The 21,164-nt window shown below is 35.1% G+C and carries 18 protein-coding genes and 1 pseudogene; 18 read left to right on the top strand and 1 reads right to left on the bottom strand.

From position 1 onward, the window contains the following. The first annotated feature begins 86 nt into the window (after nucleotides 1-86). The 7 genes from Q1A47_RS05520 (at nucleotide 87) to Q1A47_RS05550 (ending at nucleotide 6,949) form a co-directional block, all read left to right on the top strand. Nucleotides 87-227, top strand: a complete 141-nt coding sequence (locus Q1A47_RS05520; RefSeq protein WP_080668712.1) for a YpzI family protein — start codon at nucleotides 87-89, stop codon at nucleotides 225-227. Nucleotides 228-780: 553 nt separating this feature from the next. Next, nucleotides 781-1,614, top strand: a complete 834-nt coding sequence (locus Q1A47_RS05525; RefSeq protein WP_026681980.1) for a MerR family transcriptional regulator — start codon at nucleotides 781-783, stop codon at nucleotides 1,612-1,614. A 204-nt stretch (nucleotides 1,615-1,818) separates the two neighbouring features. Beyond that, nucleotides 1,819-2,322: a GNAT family N-acetyltransferase gene (locus Q1A47_RS05530; protein ID WP_166530420.1), complete on the top strand. Its 504-nt coding sequence runs from the start codon at nucleotides 1,819-1,821 to the stop codon at nucleotides 2,320-2,322. Between the two features lie 221 nt (nucleotides 2,323-2,543). Continuing rightward, a complete protein-coding gene (locus Q1A47_RS05535; RefSeq protein WP_026681978.1) occupies nucleotides 2,544-3,089 on the top strand; it encodes a dihydrofolate reductase family protein in 546 nt (181 codons plus the stop codon). A gap of 401 nt (nucleotides 3,090-3,490) precedes the next feature. Further along, complete coding sequence (locus Q1A47_RS05540; protein ID WP_299631074.1) at nucleotides 3,491-4,630, top strand: VanZ family protein; 1,140 nt, start codon at nucleotides 3,491-3,493, stop codon at nucleotides 4,628-4,630. A 482-nt stretch (nucleotides 4,631-5,112) separates the two neighbouring features. After that, the gene (locus Q1A47_RS05545) at nucleotides 5,113-6,285 is read left to right on the top strand and encodes a sensor histidine kinase (protein WP_051388358.1); all 1,173 of its coding nucleotides are present in this window, start codon (nucleotides 5,113-5,115) and stop codon (nucleotides 6,283-6,285) included. After that, nucleotides 6,263-6,949, top strand: a complete 687-nt coding sequence (locus tag Q1A47_RS05550) for a response regulator transcription factor (protein WP_246484721.1) — start codon at nucleotides 6,263-6,265, stop codon at nucleotides 6,947-6,949. The genes Q1A47_RS05545 and Q1A47_RS05550 overlap by 23 nt, the downstream gene beginning before the upstream one ends. On the opposite strand, the gene Q1A47_RS05555 is transcribed toward Q1A47_RS05550, so the two are convergent. Further along, nucleotides 6,950-7,090, bottom strand: a complete 141-nt coding sequence (locus Q1A47_RS05555) for an anti-repressor SinI family protein (protein WP_080668711.1) — start codon at nucleotides 7,088-7,090, stop codon at nucleotides 6,950-6,952. 911 nt (nucleotides 7,091-8,001) lie between these two features. Between Q1A47_RS05555 and Q1A47_RS05560 the strand changes: the two genes are divergently transcribed. From Q1A47_RS05560 to Q1A47_RS05610, 11 genes and pseudogenes are all read left to right on the top strand, one after another. Continuing rightward, on the top strand, nucleotides 8,002-8,916 hold the full coding sequence (locus Q1A47_RS05560) for a class I SAM-dependent methyltransferase (protein WP_121605123.1): 915 nt from the start codon (nucleotides 8,002-8,004) through the stop codon (nucleotides 8,914-8,916). Nucleotides 8,917-9,332: 416 nt separating this feature from the next. Then, entirely contained in the window at nucleotides 9,333-9,809 is a 477-nt protein-coding gene (locus Q1A47_RS05565; RefSeq protein WP_166530423.1) for a DUF6323 family protein, read from the top strand. Further along, entirely contained in the window at nucleotides 9,800-11,236 is a 1,437-nt protein-coding gene (locus Q1A47_RS05570) for a DUF6179 domain-containing protein (RefSeq protein WP_166530424.1), read from the top strand. The genes Q1A47_RS05565 and Q1A47_RS05570 overlap by 10 nt, the downstream gene beginning before the upstream one ends. A 716-nt stretch (nucleotides 11,237-11,952) precedes the next feature. After that, nucleotides 11,953-12,765 (top strand): DUF899 domain-containing protein, encoded by an 813-nt coding sequence (locus Q1A47_RS05575; RefSeq protein ID WP_166530425.1) that lies wholly within the window; start codon nucleotides 11,953-11,955, stop codon nucleotides 12,763-12,765. 703 nt (nucleotides 12,766-13,468) lie between these two features. Further along, the gene (locus tag Q1A47_RS05580) at nucleotides 13,469-14,224 is read left to right on the top strand and encodes a DeoR/GlpR family DNA-binding transcription regulator (protein WP_026681971.1); all 756 of its coding nucleotides are present in this window, start codon (nucleotides 13,469-13,471) and stop codon (nucleotides 14,222-14,224) included. Beyond that, nucleotides 14,221-15,138, top strand: a complete 918-nt coding sequence (gene pfkB, locus Q1A47_RS05585) for a 1-phosphofructokinase (RefSeq protein ID WP_026681970.1) — start codon at nucleotides 14,221-14,223, stop codon at nucleotides 15,136-15,138. The genes Q1A47_RS05580 and pfkB overlap by 4 nt, the downstream gene beginning before the upstream one ends. Nucleotides 15,139-15,169: 31 nt before the next feature. Then, on the top strand, nucleotides 15,170-17,038 hold the full coding sequence (locus tag Q1A47_RS05590; RefSeq protein WP_026681969.1) for a fructose-specific PTS transporter subunit EIIC: 1,869 nt from the start codon (nucleotides 15,170-15,172) through the stop codon (nucleotides 17,036-17,038). 741 nt (nucleotides 17,039-17,779) lie between these two features. Continuing rightward, a complete protein-coding gene (locus Q1A47_RS05595; protein WP_166530426.1) occupies nucleotides 17,780-19,477 on the top strand; it encodes an FAD-dependent oxidoreductase in 1,698 nt (565 codons plus the stop codon). Between the two features lie 399 nt (nucleotides 19,478-19,876). Continuing rightward, nucleotides 19,877-20,275 carry a DUF3221 domain-containing protein gene (locus Q1A47_RS05600; protein WP_166530427.1) on the top strand — a complete coding sequence of 133 codons (399 nt, stop codon included), beginning with the start codon at nucleotides 19,877-19,879 and terminating at the stop codon, nucleotides 20,273-20,275. A 192-nt stretch (nucleotides 20,276-20,467) separates the two neighbouring features. Further along, nucleotides 20,468-20,926, top strand: a pseudogene (locus Q1A47_RS05605) (arylamine N-acetyltransferase). A gap of 24 nt (nucleotides 20,927-20,950) precedes the next feature. Then, nucleotides 20,951-21,100, top strand: a complete 150-nt coding sequence (locus tag Q1A47_RS05610) for a hypothetical protein (protein WP_161629281.1) — start codon at nucleotides 20,951-20,953, stop codon at nucleotides 21,098-21,100. Nucleotides 21,101-21,164 lie beyond the last annotated feature (64 nt).

Here is a 21,164-nt window from a genome sequence, read left to right on the forward strand (position 1 = left end):
CATTCTCTTTGAATGATATAAAGTAAACGGGAGAAAAACGGAGTAATTCTGAGATAATTTTAATTTATAGAGGGAGGTGGTTAACGATGGGAAAAGATCGTCAAGAAAAGAAGCTACGAGAGAGCGGACGCGTGGAATCAGATCGTGATGTAGGGCTACGTTATAAAGGCTCTACAAAAATGTCAAGTCCCGAAGAAGCTAGAAGATTAAATGATGGAAAAAAATAGCTGGAAATACAGCGACTTGAATCGATTATTCGTTATGAAATAGATAGGAACTCAACCCTATAATAAACATGATCCAAGATACAAAACGTATATATTTGCGATATCGGTTAAAAACGCGAGCTTACAATGTAATAGGTCGCGTTTTTTATGTACTATAGAAGTATAAGAAACGATTACGATTTGATGAATGAAAAAGATGAATAGACTAATGTATACTATAATAACAACTAGATGTATTCTTCTTATTCACAGCTTCTTTAGAATATATAAGGATGCCCCAATGTAATTGTCATTTTCATTTACTATACTTAACTTTCCAAGGGGATTATATTCCATATAAAAAATATCACATCGAATTATTAAGAAGTTTTTAGAATGCTTGCTATTCTTTATAGAGCCGAATACAACTACAGCAGCGTGAAATAAGGAAAGTTATTTATTACCGATACATACTTGAAATAAAAAAATGAAAAGGATACCTATTAATACAGGCATACTTGAATTTAGGCTGAAAAATACTTAAAAAACAACAAGAGAAGAAGGGGGTATATACATGTTGCCTAAACAATATTTTACGATTGGCGAGATGGCAAAACTACATCATATATCAGAATCTACGTTACGTTATTATGATGAAAAGGATATCTTTAAACCTAACATGGTTGATCAGCAAACAAATTATCGATATTATACGTTAGACCAATTTTCCATGCTTGATACAATAAAATTTTTAAGAAATTTAGATATTTCACTACAGGATATTAAGCATTTCATGGCCAATCGAACGCCAAATACGGTTTTACATATGTTAGAAAAACAGGCCCAACGCTTACAAGAACAGAAAAATAAGATTGAATTTATGCTAGAAAAAATGAATGATAAAGCAGAGATGATTAAACAATCACTGCAAGCTTCTCCGCGCTCAGTTTGGTTTACGACCATTCCTTTAAGACATATTATTTCAATGCCAGTAGCTCCAGATGCATCAGACGAAATGTTCGACTATTATATTAATTCATTGCAAAACCAGCTATTAATGAAAGATTTTTCTCTTTTCTCAGGAGACATAGGTATAACAATTAAACAAGATTCATTAAGCATTCAACAAACACCTCAAATCAATGATGTGTTCATTATACTTCATCATGTGCCTAATAACATGGAGGATCTATCAACAATAAGCGCTGAAAATTATGCATGCATACATCATATTGGACCATATGACAATATTACGGAGAGCTATGAGATCCTACTATTAGAAATCCAACAGCGCGGCTATGAAATCATAGGTAATGGAATTGAGTTAATGATCATTGACTTAGCTGTAACCGGAAACCAAGAAGAGTATGTAACGGAAATACAAATCCCAGTAAAAGCAAAGACTTAACACGTAACCTGTGTAAAGGGGAAAGGACCAAGCTAAGATCTCATTCACCAAGACTATCTATGAGGCCTAGAAGGAAATAGAGGAAACATGTTTTCACGACATAGAAATAACTAAATTTTTCAGTGATTTTATATATACCAAATGTTAAAATAAATGAAGATAATTATACAATTATAAGATTATAAATGGAAGGGAGTGATATAATTGCTATCATCTCAAAGACTATTATTTCGAAGATATGATAATAATGATTTTCCATTTCTGATGTCATTGTTAAGCGATCCAGCGGTTGTCCAATTTATTGGGAATGGCAAGCCAAGAGATGAAAATGAGGGAAAGAAGTTTTTAAGTTGGATTTATCGTACGTATGAGTCTAATAAAAACATGGGCTTAATGGTATTAGTGAATAAAGCAGATAACACGCTGATCGGTCATGCGGGATTAGTTCCACAAACGATTGATGGTAAAGAGGAAATCGAAATAGGGTACTGGATATCTCGTGAGCACTGGGGGAAAGGATATGCAACAGAGGCAGCACATACATTATTAGAACATGGAACTAAACATCTACAGCATGAACGATTTATTGCTCTTATCCAACCTGATAATTTTGCCTCTCAACATGTAGCACAAAAAATAGGGATGTCATTAGATAAAAAGCTCGTATTGAAAGGTCAGAACGTACATGTATATTCAAAGTACACATAACCATGCTGGGTGACGTTACTATCGCGTGAATGAAAGATGGTAACATCTAGGTATCACTGCCAACGTTGCTGATCAATGGATAGAAGCCAAAATTAACATTAATTGATAAAGTTAAGATGAAAGATAGCAATCGAGAAGAAATCCATAGTTCGTAATTATGTTAATCTTTTAGCTATCCTACTACATTTTCCTTAAAATTCTATACTAGAAGGGTGGTTCAGATGCGAAAATTAATCGCCCAAGAGTTAATGTCTCTTGATGGGTTCTTTGCCGGTTTACATGGAGAAGTGGATTGGCATCGTGTGGGTAGTGAATACGAAGCGTATGCTCAAAATTTTTTAGAATCGTTAGATATGCTTTTATTTGGAAGAATAACGTATCAACATATGGCAAGCTACTGGCCTAGCGCTACCGGAAATATCGCTCGCCTTATGAATGCTCATACGAAGATTGTATTTTCCCATACACTACAGGAAGCGACCTGGGAAAATACGAGACTTATACAACGAAATGCGGAAAACGAAATCAGCAAGTTAAAACAAGAAGCTGGTAAAGATTTAGCAATATTAGGAAGTGCTGACTTCTCATCTAATATGTTAAATGCGGGATTAATTGACGAATATCACATTACCGTTGCACCAGTTGTTCTTGGAAAAGGTAAACCTTTATTCAAAGAAGTACAAGAAAGAGTCACTATGAAGCAAATACACACGCAAACACTTCAATCAGGACATGTACAGCTTTTTTATCAGGTTAAGAATAAATAGAGATTTTAAATGGAAAACATGCTATTACTATATCTTGAATGATCAAAGTAATAAGATAACCGTTAAAAAGTGTGTATGATGCGTACACACTTTTTTTTATAGTCTAGGAAAATGAAGGAAATGATAACATTTGCCCAAGTGGATAAAATATAGGCGTGTTGAGCTGCGTCCAGCTCTAGCGCCCTGAATCCCAGAAAACTAGGTGACTTCACAAATCGCCCTACGATAAGTCATGATCGGCTCGCAAGCTCACCGTGAGCTCTTAATATTCGTTGACTGGCTCCAGTCGCTACGTTTCTAATCGGACGCTTACGCTTTTGTTCTGTACCATGTTTAGATAATAAAAAACTTCAGAAACTAAATCATAACAAAAATGAGGTGGTAGCTTGTTTTCTTATACGATGCCAATACAAACAGCGTTTATCATGTTTTTAGTTTTAGGTTTTTTACTTATCATTCCATGGTTAATTTATTGCTATAGAAAATATGGCTATTTAAGCATTTGGACATCTATTATCGTTTATTCCTTTATTTTTTATATGCTCTCAGCCTTGTTTCTAGTTTTATTGCCACTTCCAAGCACTCGAGATACCTGTGCATTTCAAGCACCGGATACCGTTTATTATTCCATTATTCCCTTTTATTTTGTTTGGGATATCGTACATGGCAGTGCGGTAATTTGGTCACAGCCAGCAACCTATATACAAATTATCAAGGAAAGTGCGTTCTTACAAGCTGTTTTCAATTTTTTATTATTGCTTCCGCTTGGTGTCTATATAAGATATTATTTTCAAGAAAGGTACTATTGGAAAAGTGCTCTCCTAATTGGTTTTACAACATCATTATTTTTCGAAGTTACGCAACTAACGGGTATTTACGGACTGTATACATGCCCTTATCGCATTTTTGATGTCGATGATCTTCTATTGAATAGTAGTGGTGCGCTTTTTGGTTTTCTTATCGGACCTGTAATTCTTGCTTTATTTCCGTCAAAGAAAAAGGTGTTAGCCAAAAAAGATAAAATACTTCGTAAAGACATCGTCTTACCTATTCCGCAGTTACTTGCTATATTTATTGATTTTCTATTAGTCCATATTAGCTGGGAAATTTTAACTGGTTTCTTTCTAACAGACCATCTCATAGAAGTCATTTATAAAACGTTGGCCTTTTTTGTGGTATTTTTTGTTGTACCCGTCTTTTGGAAAGGAAAAACAATTGGTACAACCGTGATGCGATATCGACTCATAGATAAGAAGAAGAGATATCCTGCTTGGCCGCTACTACTCAAGCGATTTATAGCACTCTATATACCATGGGTTATTTATCAGGGTTTAAAGGCTGTATCCCTGATTAACTTAGATATGGAATCTGCTTTCTATTATTATCATGTATGGATTAGCCTTGCTGCTTTCTTTTTCATGTTAATACTGTGGTTAGTTCTCTTTTGCCATATTCTAATGGTTGTTTTAAAGAAGGGAAAGCGCCTTTTTTACTTTGATGATGTTGCCGATGTAACACCAACAAAAAAACAAGAAATTTAAAAAGAGGCTGAGACAAAAGAATGAAGAAACAATGAAGAACGAGCGATAATTAGTTGAAATTAATTATCGCTCGTTTTTAGAAAAATTAAATTAGCACCTGAAATAAGCGAGACTCCGGCGGGAACAGCACCAGTCCGAAGATCCACACTTGGTAACTTGTTTTTCTTTACCAAGTTAGCTGTGGCCGTGCTCGGAAAGCGCGTATATGTTCAGGGTGCGGCGATGATACTCCTATTGATAACATAATTATTCGTATTTTGAGTAAAGAAGTTGTGTTTTGTTCCAGCCACTTTTTCATCTGAAGAAGTAAAGGTTTGGATATCTAATTTTAATAACGAACTGATATCATAAAGTGAAACTTCCTTTTTTACAATATCAAATAAGGATAAAAGTTATGAAGTAAAAAAATCAAATGTCATGAAGAGAGTGGAAAGTTTGATAACATGTTAGTAAGAGTCTAAGTCAGAAAGGGGAAGTGAATAATGAGTCAATCATTTGAAAAAAAGCTAGACCTTATTATTATCATTGGTTTAATCATAACTCTACCATTGCTTTCATTGGATCAGCAAGAACATTTCTTGCAAATTTATTTATTTACCATTCTGTTTATTATTACATACATTATCCGAAATTTTATTTTTCATGTTGATTTACATTCTCTTAAAGGAGGAATCATACTTTTTATCCAATTATTCATCGCTTTAGCTATTAATATTTATGACAATTCCTTCATTTCAGAAATATATTTACTAGTGCTAGTTGGTGAAGCAGCGATGCATCGAACAAAGCAATTTAGCATACCATTTACTTTTCTTGCGTACACATTCTTTGTTATAGGTAGATTTATTAATTATCCATCGTTTGAATCGTTACATTTTATTATCCCAAAAAGCTTAGAGTTTGTTTCATTTTTTGCACTTAGTTACTTAGCAAAAATTATAGTCAATCAAAAACAGCAATTAGCAAAGGCGTACGAGAGTATAAAAAAAGCTGCTTTGTCATTAGAGGAAAACACGCTATTTGCAGAAAGGACCAGAATTTCTAGAGAAATCCATGATACAATTGGACATACATTAACAACAACAATCATGGGTGTTAAGGCCAGTAACAAATTGATAGATCATGACAAGAAAAAAGCAAAGCAACTGTTAAATGACATTCAAATTCAACTTCAAAATGGTTTAAATGATGTGCGAAAATCAGTAAAACTGTTAAATAATCAGCAGTCTTTCATTGAATTTCTACCAAGTATAACTTCATTACTAGAAGATACTATTGATCAAACTGGTATTACTATTGATTATCATATCGATGCCCCTAACCTACACATCAGTCCTAAACAAGAACTAGTAATTTATCGTGCTCTCCAGGAAGGTTTGACGAATGGTATTCGTCATGGCCCAAGTACGCATTTTGAATTCTTGCTATATAAAGAAGATTCCAACACAATTTTTAAGTTAATAGATAATGGAAGAGGTTTTGATATAAAACAAGCAACTCTAGGTTTTGGATTAATCTCTATGCAAGAAAGAGTGCGAGAATTAAAAGGAGAATGGTTAATTACATCACTTCCTAATAATGGTGGTACAGAATTAATGATTAGTCTCCCATCCATATCTCAATCTCAAAAATATGAAAACAAAAAATTGGGGTGATAAAGTGAAGCCTATTCATATTTTAATTGCTGACGATCAACCTATCTTTTGTGATGGACTTGCTGCTATTTTAGAAATTAATGACAATTTCCGAGTTATTGCAAAAGCTTACAATGGAAAAGAAGCGGTGGAAAAAGCAAAAGAATATCAGCCGGATATCGTGCTAATGGATATTAGAATGCCAAATAAGGGCGGACTTATTGCTACAAAAGAAATCAAACAAACCTATCCACATATAATTATCGTAATGCTAACAACATTTTCTAATGATGCGTACATTTTACAAGCAATTAAAAATGGTGCGAATGGTTATTTACTTAAAGATTCAGAGACTGATCAAATAATAAGATCCATTCGTGATAGCTTATCTGGTCAAATGATTATTCCTTCATCTGTACATTCCGTTTTAGTCGATCACTTAAATAATAATGATTATGACAAATCAACAGACTACCTATATTATCAATTAGCAGACAAAAATTTAGAATTCACTAAAACAGAATACCACATTTTGAAACTACTAATCTCCGGCAAAAAGAATAAGGAGATTGCGCAAGAATTATACTTATCCATAGGTACTGTTAAAAATTATGTTAGCCAAATTTATAAAAAGTTAGATGTACGTACGCGGACAGAAGCAATTTTATTACTAAAAGAATTATAATTAGTGCTTCATATTGTTGGATAATGAATGTTTGCGTAGAAACTGTCTGATCTCATCTTTCGTAATTCCGATATTCCTTGCAGTGATAATCAGCCAAAGCCATTCTATATCAAGATTTTCTCGCTTCTTTAACTGTTTCATTTTTTCAACTATCCTCCTCCGTTGTTCCTACTGATGTTTATTAGTTTAAAGAACAGGGAGGAGGTGTGGAAGATAACTATAGTCATGATTTTAGTCATAAAAGTCATTATTTAAAGAAGAAGAGCGAATATAGTAATATATGTCGGGATACTAAATTATGCGAACGATATTACTTAGAAATTTGGTACACTTCAATAATATTGACCTAAAAAGTCAAGCTCCTATACATCAAGACTTAACTCCAGTCAGACGAGGTGAAAAGATCAGATGTATTTAAACTACTTAATAGATTGACAATAATGTAATTAAAAGTAATTCATAAAGAACTAGTGACATTATTATCGGGGTGTAAGGGTCATATCCGTATTGACGATTTGAATTATCTATACTAAGGTATAAATGCCTCTTATCACAGCTAACAATAGTCCCTTCATAAACTTCTCCATCTATCGTTTGCACCCTAACTATCTTATTAACATGAAACCTGCATAAATTGTGTATTTGCTCACGAATGGATTGTAGGTGGGGGACAATGTTGGGGTCACCTCTATACAGAACTTGCATTTGTTGTGTATTACTAGGGGCTAGAAAGCTCAATGTTATACCTCCTCATTTATCTAAAATATTCCCTTTCATTGTATGCCTGCAACTATCAAGTAGTGAAAACAACTAATTTTAGACATTTTTTAAGACCATGGAATGGATAGACGTGTAAATGCTAGCGCTATAAATTATTGGGTCATCTTGTTATTTATGTAAAGCTTAGTTCTTTAAGTATCAATCGAGTTAAAAAACTTGACAAAAAAATTTAATTGTGCTAAAATTTACTTTTATGAAATAAAATTATATAATAGAGTTCTCTTGGCCAAGGGAACTCTATTTTTTTGTTCAAAATAAAGGAGTGTATTTGTGTGAAGCAAGGTGAGTCAAGTTTAACTTCATTAATATCAGCGTTTGGCAGATCCTATCATAGTCAGTTTGATACCCCTAAAATCTTTAACGATTATATAGCAAAAGAGTTAATTTCGCAGGAAGAATTTAATAATATCAAAGAAAATATGGTACAAGGCATAGACTTCTTCAGCCATGATATCGCAAAAAAGTTTAAAGGAGATACAGAAGAAATATTAAAATGGATTACACAGGTTCAACTATCTCCAACACCCCTGGCTCGTGCCAGGTATTGTGAAAAGGTATTACTTAATGAAGCTATGTTAGAGTTAGAACAATACGTGATACTTGGTGCAGGTTTAGATACGTTTTGTTTTCGACATCCAGAACTGGAAAACACCTTAGAGATATTTGAAGTTGATTTTTCTACTACACAGGAATTTAAGAAAAAAAGACTGGATGAAGCTGGTTTTAAAGTTCCAAGTAATCTACATTTTGTTTCTATGGATTTTACCAAAGCATTCTCCGATCAACAACTAAGAAAGGAAGGATTTGATACTAAAAAAACTTTCTTTAGTCTTTTAGGTGTTTCTTATTATTTAACGAAAGAACAAATTTCAAATTTAATAAATAATTTATTCGCCAAAGTCCCGTCAGGAAGTTCCATAGTTTTTGATTATGCTGACGAAAAACTCTTTGAAGAAAAAGGCATCTTTAATAGGGTCGAAAATATGGTGAAAATCGCTGCAGCAAGTGGTGAACCAATGAAGTCATGTTTTTCTTATGATGAAATTGTGGGGATGTTAGAAAAATCCGGTTTACTTATTAATGAACATTTAGCACCCGATACAATTAATGAACTTTATTTTAACGATCGAAAAGACTATCTATCAGCCTTTGAAACCATTCATTACATGCATGCTATAAAAAAATAAAGCATATAAAAAGATACTTAATACCAGTTAAAAGGAAGTACCTATAAAGTGACTAAATAACTCTCAAGCAAGCTTTTCCTGGGAAATTTCCTGTTAATGGATATTTCCTGCCTTGCTTTTTCGAGAGCTACCTAAATAAAGGAATTTTCACCTTGGTATAGTTGCAAAGGTAAAGCTTTGACCCTGTTTTTATTACACAAAATGAGTTAAGAATTAAATAATAAGATATAAGCTATTCCTGCCACATCTGTACTTATAAACCAACGACGTTATTAAGACCTGGATATCTTCTTTATCGAAATCCCATATTAGCCTCTAGAAAAAAACTATATGACTAAAACACAACCTGAAGGTAATTCTTAACAACTTAGGTAAAAAAATCAAACCTTTTAACGGGTCTATAGGGGGAAGCGTCTATGAATTTATCTGATATTTTGAATTTCCAATTATTACCCAAGTCCAACTCAGTGATGGAACTACTCAGTTTAAATGAAAAAACTAAAGAACAAGGCTTGGTTCTCACACCAGATGATATAAAAACATTAGTTGTGTTCAGGAATAAAGTACTTCGTGACTATGCGAGAGTTGAGCTGGGCATTGAAGTGCTACAGGAGTTAATTAAGGTATTTTCTTCTTCCCCTTATATGGAAAAGGATCATTATGTTGATACACTTAATGAGCTCCAGGAGATTTTTTATTATCTTAGAAATGAAACAGAAGATAAGGTGGAGGACATAAAACTTATTATGAAGATGAACGATTATTTTAATGGATCCTGCGCAGGATCTGTAGAGCTATTAAGAAGTAAAATGGAAGAACTTGCAGAGAATTTCAAAAAGGACATGATGTGTCTTGATTCTTTATTTGAAGGTGATGAATCAGCGTGGGATTAGATAACACACAAGATTGTTCTCGCTCAGTTTCCAATATTATTATCGATCGATCTCGGTTAAAACGAAATAACTATATACTGTCTCTTCTGCAGGAAGGTCAGCGGGTGGGAGCGATTACCAGTAAGAAGGCTTATCAGATACAGGGTGAGATTATGCAGGTTCTGCAACAATTGATACGAAAGTATACTCAAGGGAAAAGTACGTCGGTGACATCGGAAACTGCGGAAGATATCATGGTATCTCTGATATACGCTATGGATGTATATGTCCTTCATTTTAACAACCCTGAAGATGCTATTGTTCATTTAAATTTTGAGAGCATAAAGGATATACATGCTAAAGGTGTTGAATTACTTCGCCAATACTATGAGGACGCAAAGCAACTGTATCAAGAAATGAAAAAGATAAGATTAGCTGTGCCAGTGGATGCCTATAATATGACCATTGATGAATCATTACCTGTATTTATGAAACAGTATAATATTATTTTTGGGGCGCAAAATACAATGGCTAGTATCGACTATCCTTTAGCCATTGATGATATGCGACTTCAGGGTGTTATTTATATTAAACAATATTTAGAACGACTACGAATAGAGACAAAGTTCTGCCAATTTTTTAGTCATCAGGATTTAATGTATGTCTTAACGAATTTTGGGAAGATATACCACTTTAATTATCACGTAGAGCTATTTAACATATTTGAATTAATGGTAAACAATGCTGTTTTTTCACTTCTAGCTGGTAAGAAAGCCAGTCAAGTTAGAATCTCTGAAACTCAATATAAACAGTTAAACCGCATGTTAATAGCCTGTTGTGCAGATCAAAGATCTAAGTTGATTCATGAATCGATCAATCAGTTACAAAAAGAGCTACAAACGGATCAAGCACTTACCCATTATATTGATCTGTACCGTAATGAATTGGTTCAAAGGGTAAATAACGCAGCTAAAATCGGTAGTTTCGAGATAATGATTATTAGAGAAATCGAAGAGCACAAAAAACCAATGGTCTTAATGTTGAATGAGAATAATCGAATGAGTGATATTCAAATGCGGAATTTAGTAGATCGCATCACTGGAAGTGACAACACAGAAAAAAAAGTACAACTAATTCGAAGGTATTTTGTTTCACTGCATGATTACCTAGATTTACTAAATTCAGGATGTCTGTTTGCTGATGAATATGATGCGCTTTTTGATACCTTAGGTGATGTCGAACTAGCTATTTTAGCCAAAATCGTATTTTACGAGAAATTACGGGGGGATATTCGAGGTTTTCGATTCGTTGTTGCTGACGGTGTTGAAGCAGAGAGCGAGTGGGAAATGCATTATATTGGATTTATGCAGCAGTTGGATGGTGAGCGGATCGAAGCTGTTGAGCATCTTATCTACGATATTGATTATGAAGATCTATCATTTTATTGAGTAAAACCTATAGAATGAGGATGATTGTATAGACAGATACATCTAATCTTATTTTTGGAAGTTAATCTATATCAGTTATTCTCTTTATTTATAACAGCTTGGCTATCATTAAATTTAATCGTTATGTACAAAATATATATTTCATAAAGTGTACATTCAATCAGTGGGGGTTTTATTTATCCCCCGCTGATTGGTAGCACCAAAAGTGGATGACTCAAAGGCCTTTGAACCCATCAGACATTTCCTTGCAGTCGATCCCTCACTTACCAATAGTTTGAAGACGAGGTATTATTGCCAATTATCTGTGAGGTAACATATTTCATGTTGAAAAGAATAATGAGACATTTTTGCAATTTATTTTTTCAATAGTCATGGTAATAGATTGTCATAAGTTAATGCTGGGGGCAACATACTATTTTTGCAAGCATAGCATTAAGTGCGCAATGTTTAACAAAGCAACTAACAAACAAGTATGAGCGTTTTCATAAGGACTTGATGATATTGTGTAAATGGCAATATTTTTCTATATTTAAAAGTACATCTATAGATTTGGAAGAAGCGAAATCAAATGATATTCGTATAGGCTAGACTTTTTAAGTTCTGTAATTTGGCTAAATAAAGGGAAAAGAAATAAGATTATATTTTTAGCAAATTAGAAGAAATCTGTAGTCATCATCTGCGTTAAACTGAAGAAAACAAAAAAGGGAGCAGATTATATGAAAAAAACCCAAAAGGATTTGCAACTACCACCTATTGTTTCACGAGATGAATGGCTTATCGCTCGTAAGGAATTGCTGGCAAAGGAGAAGGAGTTCACTATAGCGCGGGATGGACTGAATGCTATGCGTCGCCAACTCCCAATGGTAGAGATTAACAAGGATTATGTCTTTGATAGCCCGCATGGTAAAACAAGTCTGCTTGATCTGTTTGAAGGACGTCCGCAGCTGATTGTGCAGCACTTCATGTTCGACCCTGATTGGGAGGCAGGTTGTCCTGCTTGCTCTCTCGCTACGGACAACGTCGGTCATCTGTCTCACCTACATGCACGAAACACGTCACTGGCTATGATATCCCGTGCTCCACTCTCAAAGATCCAACATTATAAGAAGCGTATGGGGTGGGACATTCCTTGGTACTCATCCTTTAATAGTGACTTTAATTATGATTTCCATGCTACATTAGACGAATCTGTGACTCCAATTGAATACAACTATTTGACTAAAGAAGAGCTTATGGAAAAGGGCGTACCCCTCGATTCTGAACAGTCCATGGAAGTTCCTGGTTTCAGTTCCTTTCTTCGCAATGGTGATAGAATTTTTCACACGTATACCACTTATGCCCGTGGAACTGACATATTAATTGGAACCTTCAACTACCTCGATTTAACAGCTCTTGGTAGGCAAGAGGATTGGGAAGATCCATCTGGACGCAGTGATGGCAATGGGAAGACATGGCTTCGTCGTCATGACGAATATGAACACTCTTTGGAAATGAATGCTTGTTGTCCTTCAAAAAAGAAAAATCTATAATCCATGTAGTTCATCTATGTATATGAATAGTAGTTAACAGAGGAAGCGATAGATTTGGCTTGATAAGAGAGGTAGCTTGTTTTGCCTCAACGCAACGGGTTATGAGAAAAACAGAAACATCGGAGTTAAAATATATGATGGCCCAATAGATCACGTGTGATATATACGTATTTATCTCAAATGTTTTTAGATTACGGATGTCTCCGTTTTTGCACATTAGCTATAGGTAAGCAAAATGCTGTAATAATAAAATATGTAGAACACCTAAGCGACTTTTGAAGGAGTTACTCTACCAAAATGTCGCTTTTTTGGTGTGTCTAAATTTTGGAGTAGGGAGAGTGAAATTATAACATTATATACGCATATCCATTTACGGAGATACAAACAAAGTAAAGGGCTGGGTATGCAGAGAATCATTACCCAAATTTAGATGTGCAGTTAGAGAAAGAGGAAATTCAAATATCCGTTTTATCTGTGCTTTTGAATAAAGCTATATAACTAGGACTAAAAATAAAATAGAAAATTTATTGCTAAATGTCATCATAGCCACTGTTTGTAATCCTCTACTGACGAATGTCTCACCTTATATTACAAAAGCAGGAGGATTTTTATGATTGGTTTTGATCGTTTATGATTGACTATGAATGAAAATGATTGTATTATTTATGTAAGCGATTAATTCATGAATAGAGGGATACTTATAATGTTAACGATCGAACGTCAAGAGCTAATCATTGGACTGTTGAAAGCGAAAGAGATCGTGTCTGTTCGTCAGATTTGCGAGTCAACAGGGGCATCTGAATCAACCATACGTCGTGATCTAACTGAATTAGAAAATAAACAATTGATCAAAAGGGTGCACGGCGGTGCTTCTCTGTTAAAGAAGAAGCTAGAAGAACCAACACTTTTAGAAAAGACAGCACAATTTCAAATAGAAAAAGAGGCGATCGCGAGTAAAGCTGCCACTTTTATTGAGGATGGAGATTCTATTTACCTAGATGCAGGCACCTCCACCATGCAAATGATTCCTTTGCTACAAGGTAAGTCAGTTGTCGTTGTCACAAACGGAATCCCACATGTACAGCTCCTTATTGAGTATGGAATCGAAACATATGTCATTTCAGGAAAGGCAAAAAAAGGGACGGCTGCCTTAATTGGAACAAAAGCGGTTGATGCCATCAAGGAATTTCGTTTTGACAAATGCTTTCTCGGTATAAATGGTATTCATGCAAGTCAAGGATTCACCACACCAGATCCTGAGGAAGCAAATGTTAAACAAGCCGCAATCAAGCAATCACAAGCAAGCTTTATATTAGCAGATCCAACAAAATTCGGAGAAGTATCCTTTGCAAGTGTAGCAAATATTGAAAACGCCACCATCATCACAACAGATGGGATATCAACAGAACAACATGAAAAGATTGCAAAATTAACAACTTTAGAGGTGGTGTCACAATGATTTATACCATAACCTTGAACCCTGCCGTTGACTATGTTGTAAAACTTGAATTAGTGGAGCAAGGAACAATTAATAGAAGTCAGGATGATTACAAAGAAGCAGGCGGAAAAGGTATTAACGTATCCCGTGTATTAAATCGCTTAGGAACAACAAGCACGGCTTTGGGCTTTGTTGGCGGTTTTACTGGAAAATTCATTACAGATTATTTGGAAGAAGTTGACATCGTCCATGATTTTGTCTCCTTACAAGAAGACACAAGAATTAATATAAAGCTAAAAGCTGGTAATGAAGAGACAGAGATAAACGGAAAATCACCTACCATCACAGAAAAAAACTACAACTCGTTTGTAAACAAGCTACGAGGCTTAACAACCGAAGATATTGTTGTGCTAGCAGGTAGCTTGCCAACCTTTCTTCCTGATGATACCTACCATTCCATCATAACAATGCTGAACGCACAAGGTGTTTCGGTCATTTTAGATACAAGTGGATTGGCTTTAGAGCAAGCTATCAAAGCAAGCCCAGCATTTATTAAGCCGAATAACTATGAACTTGCAGAGCTATTTTCAGAAAAAGCGGAAACAGATCAGGACATTGTTAGACTTGCGAAGAGATTACATGAAGAAAACCGAATTGATCATGTATTCGTATCGATGGCAAAAGAAGGGGCTATTTATGTAGGGGAAGCTGGAACCTTTAAGCTAAGTGCTCCAAAAGGACAAGCCATTCACTCTGTTGGTGCAGGGGACTCATCTGTAGCAGGCTTCCTTTATAAATGGCAGCAAACCACTAATGCTGTTGAAGCGGCTAGATACGCTGTTGCTTCAGGAAGTGCCACGGCATTTTCTAAGACATTGTGTACAAAGGATGAGGTCGAGAAACTATTAGCCGAGGTTCATGTAACAGCAATATAGAAAGAAACATCATCGAGAAGGGATGAGGTCTATGAATATCACAGAATTATTAAAGCAAGATATTATGATTTTGGAAGTGAAAGCAAACTCAAAAGAGGATGTTATTCAAGCAATGGCTGATCGCTTAGGTCAAGCAGGAAGACTGAATGACAAAGAAGCATATATCGAAGCAATATGGAATAGAGAAAAACAAAGTAGTACAGGGATTGGAGAGGGTGTTGCGATTCCTCATGCCAAAACGAGTGCCGTGAAGACACCCGCTATTGCCTTTGCTCGTTCGAGAGCAGGAGTAGAATTTGATTCATTAGATGCTCAGCCTGCCCACTTATTCTTTATGATTGCGGCAAGTGAAGGAGCAAATAATGATCATCTGCAAACATTATCCAGATTATCCACTTTATTAATGGATGAAGATTTCCGTAAAAGGTTAATGGAAGTGGAAACGGAGGAACAAATCATCAACATTATTGATGCGAAGGAAAAAGAAAAGCTAGGGAAAGAAGAAGAGGCTACTTCAACAAGCGGTCCTGAAATCCTTGCTGTAACGGGGTGTCCAACAGGAATTGCTCATACGTTTATGGCAGCAGATGCTTTAAAGGATAAAGCGGAAGAGCTTGGCGTTTCGATAAAGGTGGAAACGAATGGATCTGATGGTGTGCAAAATCGTTTAACAGAAGAAGATATTGCAAATGCGAAAGCAATTATCGTTGCCGCAGATACAAAGGTAGAATTGGAGCGTTTCGCCGGTAAGCAAGTGTTACAACGAGGAGTAACGGACGGTATCCGTAAACCGGAAGAATTAATTAACATGGCACGGAAAGGTGATGCACCTGTCTATCAAGGTGATAGAAATAACTCCAGTACTAGCTCTGGCGGAACAGGAAAAGGCTTCTATAAACATTTAATGAATGGTGTATCCAACATGCTTCCATTCGTTGTTGGTGGAGGGGTATTAATCGCTATTTCCTTCTTTTTTGGTATTCATTCTGCGGAACCAGACCACGCTACGTATAACGAGTTTGCCGCTGCATTAAAAGCAATAGGTGGCGATTATGCCTTTGGATTAATGGTAGCAGTACTAGCAGGTTTTATTGGAATGAGTATTGCAGATAGACCAGGTTTTGCCCCAGCTATGATTGGTGGTTTCATGGCCTCCATGGGTGGTGCAGGTTTTCTTGGTGGCTTAATTGCCGGTTTCTTAGGTGGTTATGTGGTTGTTCTAGTGAAGAAGCTGCTTGCGGGTTTACCGAAATCCTTTGATGGTATAAAAACGATTCTGTTTTATCCTGTTATCAGTGTTTTTGTTACAGGCTTACTCATGTATTTCGTTATCATTGAGCCAATTGCTTGGATCATGTCTGGGTTAGAAGGCTGGCTAGGAAGTATGTCCGGTGTGAACGCCATGCTATTAGGGCTTATTCTCGGTGGTATGATGGCCGTTGATATGGGAGGCCCTATTAACAAAACAGCTTTTACATTTGGAATCGCCATGATTGAAGCAGGAAACTTCGGCCCACATGCTGCAGTAATGGCTGGAGGTATGGTTCCTCCTCTAGCGTTAGCACTTGCGACAACCTTCTTCCGCAATAAATTCACACAGGAAGAACGAGATGCAGGGAAAACAAACTATGCCCTAGGTGCTTTCTTTATTACAGAAGGTGCAATTCCTTTCGCTGCGGCAGATCCAGGAAGAGTGATTCCTTCCCTTGTGGTAGGATCCTCGATCGCAGGTGGTTTAGCTTTACTGTTTGGAGTCGGTCTACCAGCACCTCATGGTGGTATATTCGTTATTCCGACAGTAGAAGGTAGCTGGCTACTGTATCTTGTAGCAATTGCAATAGGATCTATTGTCTCAGCATTAATGATTGGATTATGGAAAAAACCTTTAAATAAAAGTTAGGGAAGAAGCTGAGACATAGCCAAATTAAGCATCTCAAAACGATAAATTCTATTAAATAGTTATCTAGCTTTAAAGCGTTGGGTAACCCACTTTTCATCTAAACACGATCCAGAATTATAAACTTCCTTCTGTCAAAATAGACAGCGGAAATAAAAATTGTGCTTAGGCGGCCTTTACTCTTTATTCCAAGGGGGTTAAGGCCGTTTATTTGTTATATTATAATTGACAACATACCTACAAGGGTATAATATAAGTTTAATAGATGATAATTACTCATTGAAACATGGGAACGATTGAATGATAGCGATCATTGGAGAATTAGAATAAAACGTATTGTAGGAAAGTTAAGAAGAATTTTAAGGGAATAAAGGCTGCAAAGCAGTTATTGCATCAAGAAATTTCCCCTTAAGATGGTTTCATTATTATCTCCAATGTAGTTGAATGTGTTTAAGATGCTGACAAACTGGTAAAAGCACTGGAACCTTAGAAAAAAGTCTCTAAAAGACAGATAAACTACTGGTATTATCCCTCTTGGGTAGACATAAAAAAAGAGCGAATAGTATTACATTCTTAATAGTCTTTCTGGATTGAGTAGTTCCCGTGCTACATAATTAGTTAAAAACCTTAAAGTAATCGATATGATTGAAGAAGACGTCTTATAATTTTTTTGATAAAATAATACCCCATATAGTATTACAAGAATTTCTCAGTTCCGTACTTTAATAGATAAGGAGTGGTATTATGGCAAAGAAAATTTTAATAGTAGGAGGAGTAGCTGGAGGAGCCTCAGTTGCTGCAAGACTAAGACGATTAGACGAGAGTGCAGAAATTATTATGTTTGAGAAAGGTCCACATATATCCTTTTCTAACTGTTCTTTACCTTATTATATAAGTGGCATTATTGAAGATAGCGAATCATTGGTATTATCAAGTCCAAAAACCTTTAAAGACCGCTATAATATCGAAGCAAGAGTTAATAATGAAGTCGTCGAGATTAAGCGCGATAAGAAATTGATTATAGTCAAAGATACAACAACTGATCACACCTACGAAGAACATTATGATAAGCTTGTTCTTTCTCCAGGTTCAGCACCTATTCGGCCAAATACAATAGAGGGAAGAAACCAGTTGAACGTATTTACGGTTCGAAATGTAGTAGATATCCAACGGCTTAATGCTTATGTGAAAGAAAATGACCTAAAAGATGTTGCCGTAATAGGTGGGGGTTTTATTGGAGTTGAAATAGCAGAAAATCTTCATTTAGCTGGTATCCATGTTTCCGTAATAGAATTTGCTAATCAAATCATGACACCATATGACTATGATATGGCACAAATCCTTCACAAGGAAATGGTGGATCATGGTATAAATTTAATAGTCAATGATGGATTAGCTAAAATTGGTAATAATTTTATCGAAACGCAATCTGGTAAACAAATCGATGCACAAGCAGTGGTATTAGCAATTGGCGTGAGGCCTGAAACAAAACTAGCGGAAAATGCTGGTCTTGCAATTGGTGAAACTGGTGCTATAAAAGTAGACCATAATTATTTAACAAGTGATACAAATATTTATGCAGTTGGAGATGCTATTGAAGTGTATCATCGATTATTGCATAAACCAACACGTCTTGCTTTAGCAGGACCTGCCCAAAAACAAGCAAGAGCTGTAGCAGATCATATTTGCGGTATAATAAATCGAAACTTAGGTGTGATAGGATCGTCCTCCATTCATTTGTTTGATCTAAATGCAGCAGCAACGGGATTGAACGTAAGAACAGCAGAAGATGCAGGGTTTAGCTATGATTCTGTTTATATCATGCCAGGCGACAAAGTAGGTTTAATACCCAACAGCAATGTTATGCACTTTAAGTTAGTATATGAAACACCGACAGGCAAAATTCTTGGGGCGCAAGCGATTGGTAAAGGGAACGTTGATAAACGAATCGATGTTATTGCAACGATGATTACTTTAAATGGAACATTAGATGATCTAAAAGATCTAGAATTGACTTATTCTCCAATGTTAGGCACAGCTAAGGATGTTGTAAATCATGCGGCACTAGTGGCACTAAATCAATTAAACGGAAAATATCGTGAAGTAAAAGTCGCTCAAGTTCGTGAACTAGTGGAGAATAGTGCATTCATTATTGATGCTCGTGAAAAAAATGAATATCATGCTGGCCATTTAAAAAATGCAATCAATATTCCATTAAGTGAATTTAGAAATAGGCTTGATGAAATTCCAAAAGATAAACCAGTTTATGTTCATTGTCGCTCAGGTCAACGTAGTTATAACATGGTAATGGCCTTACAAAACTTAGGCTTTACTAACGTATTGAATATATCCGGCTCCTATCTTGGTATTAATTTATATGAATATTTTAATGATCTCGTAACAGGCAGAGAGAAAATCGTAACAGAATATAACTTTAAATAGGGGTTACCATATCCAAAAAAAGAAGTTGTACATTTTAAGACCAGATAAAAATGTGGCAAATCTTTACTAAATTTATTTATAATGAACGTAATTTATTGACATTGGTGTTATTTTCTCATTTCTTGAAAAGGTTTATTGGTATATTTGCGTATAAATTTAGTAAAGATTAAATACGATAAAATAATAAATGTCGATATATTCTATAAAGTAGTAACTACTCAGCTTCCTCACGGAGGCTTTTTTTAATTACTAGTCTGAAAAAATAATCTAGCATTATATCACATATTATAATATTTGTGACAAAACTGTTAAATTTTTGAATATATAGAGGTTTAAACATATTTAAATAGAAATATATAAACGTACCAAAAAAATATATTATAAAGGAGATCATTTATTATGTTTACAAAAAAACTAGTAACCGTAGCAACTACTGTAGCACTAGGTTGTGGATTAACTGTTGGCATTACTCCCGCTTTTGCGGATTCTAATGAGGCTTCCGCGAATTATACAACACATACTACGATCAAGAAACAAGAACAAATACCCTTTACAGGTTATGTTATTTCAGTGGATGGTAATTATCTAGTTGTTGCAAATACAACTACAAAAGAAGAAGCACTTTCGTATCAAGATGATTGGTGGAAATTGGCTTCTCAAAATAAAATTTTAAGAGTTCCTATTTATGCTGAGGATCATTATCAATTAGGTGAAAAGGTAAATATACTCTCAGCAGGTTGGACTTTCTCCATTCCACCAATTGCTGTTATGCCTACTATTGAAAAAATTGCTGATTAAAACGTACCCTTAATAAAGATGTAAAGATATCTTTGTTTTAAGCTTCATTAAGTAGGAAGCCGATTTCTATTCAAATCGGCTTCTAATAATTAGTGCGACACAGACTCTGACATGTGTCAAGTTGTATACCGTACATACTATTTGTCATATATTTAAACGCATATTTTTTCTGTAAATGGAAGGTGAGATATAGTGTTAACTGAATTACAAAAAAAGTTTTTCTCAAAATTACAAATTACACCAAAAGAAAATGTGAAATTTGAAGATTTACATACCATTATTTTACAAATAGTAAATTTATTTCCTTATAAATACAGAAAAAGGAACGCATGTATTAGAAATGAAAAAAGGGAAGAATGGGGAAACCTCGCATTTTCTCGATTCAGACCTTACTGACACCTGGTCTATTGGTTATGCTTTTTATTTAAACGCGATTAATGACAAAAAAGTGAATTATATACAAAATATGGTAATATAGCATCCTGAATCGCCAGTAAATAAGGGGAGTATTATTTGCAAATTAATTGATCACGGTCATATTGCACTAAGTTTTACAGAAATCTTGCATGGAAAGAAATCTAAAAAGAAATAACAGAGCAACAATATCATCAAATACTTAAAAATAAATTTAATATTTTGTTAGACACGTAATTTTTGATACAAGAAAGATGCCAATTGTACAGTTTACGATGGATTCAAAAGCAATCAACTCCTCATGCAGAGGAGCAAATACAATTAGTAAATCGAAGATCTACGGCCGTAAATAAAGGATGTGCAATAGGAAATATATTAAAGAAAAAAGATGTTCAAATAGATTATGTGTGACAATTTGAAGTACGGAATTATACATGAACGACTTGCATGAGCAAACTCCAATTGTAATGAAAGA

It is taken from the genome of uncultured Virgibacillus sp. (genome assembly GCF_947495635.1).
In the GTDB taxonomy this organism is placed as follows: domain Bacteria; phylum Bacillota; class Bacilli; order Bacillales; family Amphibacillaceae; genus Virgibacillus; species Virgibacillus salarius.

What these genes read in the sequence shown, in the direction of transcription:
- Q1A47_RS05550 (WP_246484721.1), top strand. Translation starts at nt 6,263, where the DNA reads ATGAAAACAAAAAATTGGGGTGATAAAGTGAAGCCTATTCATATTTTA.
- Q1A47_RS05520 (WP_080668712.1), top strand. Translation starts at nt 87, where the DNA reads ATGGGAAAAGATCGTCAAGAAAAGAAGCTACGAGAGAGCGGACGCGTG.
- Q1A47_RS05545 (WP_051388358.1), top strand. Translation starts at nt 5,113, where the DNA reads ATGAGTCAATCATTTGAAAAAAAGCTAGACCTTATTATTATCATTGGT.
- Q1A47_RS05595 (WP_166530426.1), top strand. Translation starts at nt 17,780, where the DNA reads ATGGCAAAGAAAATTTTAATAGTAGGAGGAGTAGCTGGAGGAGCCTCA.
- Q1A47_RS05535 (WP_026681978.1), top strand. Translation starts at nt 2,544, where the DNA reads ATGCGAAAATTAATCGCCCAAGAGTTAATGTCTCTTGATGGGTTCTTT.
- Q1A47_RS05580 (WP_026681971.1), top strand. Translation starts at nt 13,469, where the DNA reads ATGTTAACGATCGAACGTCAAGAGCTAATCATTGGACTGTTGAAAGCG.
- Q1A47_RS05590 (WP_026681969.1), top strand. Translation starts at nt 15,170, where the DNA reads ATGAATATCACAGAATTATTAAAGCAAGATATTATGATTTTGGAAGTG.
- Q1A47_RS05575 (WP_166530425.1), top strand. Translation starts at nt 11,953, where the DNA reads ATGAAAAAAACCCAAAAGGATTTGCAACTACCACCTATTGTTTCACGA.
- pfkB (WP_026681970.1), top strand. Translation starts at nt 14,221, where the DNA reads ATGATTTATACCATAACCTTGAACCCTGCCGTTGACTATGTTGTAAAA.
- Q1A47_RS05565 (WP_166530423.1), top strand. Translation starts at nt 9,333, where the DNA reads ATGAATTTATCTGATATTTTGAATTTCCAATTATTACCCAAGTCCAAC.
- Q1A47_RS05525 (WP_026681980.1), top strand. Translation starts at nt 781, where the DNA reads ATGTTGCCTAAACAATATTTTACGATTGGCGAGATGGCAAAACTACAT.
- Q1A47_RS05540 (WP_299631074.1), top strand. Translation starts at nt 3,491, where the DNA reads ATGCCAATACAAACAGCGTTTATCATGTTTTTAGTTTTAGGTTTTTTA.
- Q1A47_RS05600 (WP_166530427.1), top strand. Translation starts at nt 19,877, where the DNA reads ATGTTTACAAAAAAACTAGTAACCGTAGCAACTACTGTAGCACTAGGT.
- Q1A47_RS05555 (WP_080668711.1), bottom strand. Translation starts at nt 7,090, where the DNA reads ATGAAACAGTTAAAGAAGCGAGAAAATCTTGATATAGAATGGCTTTGG.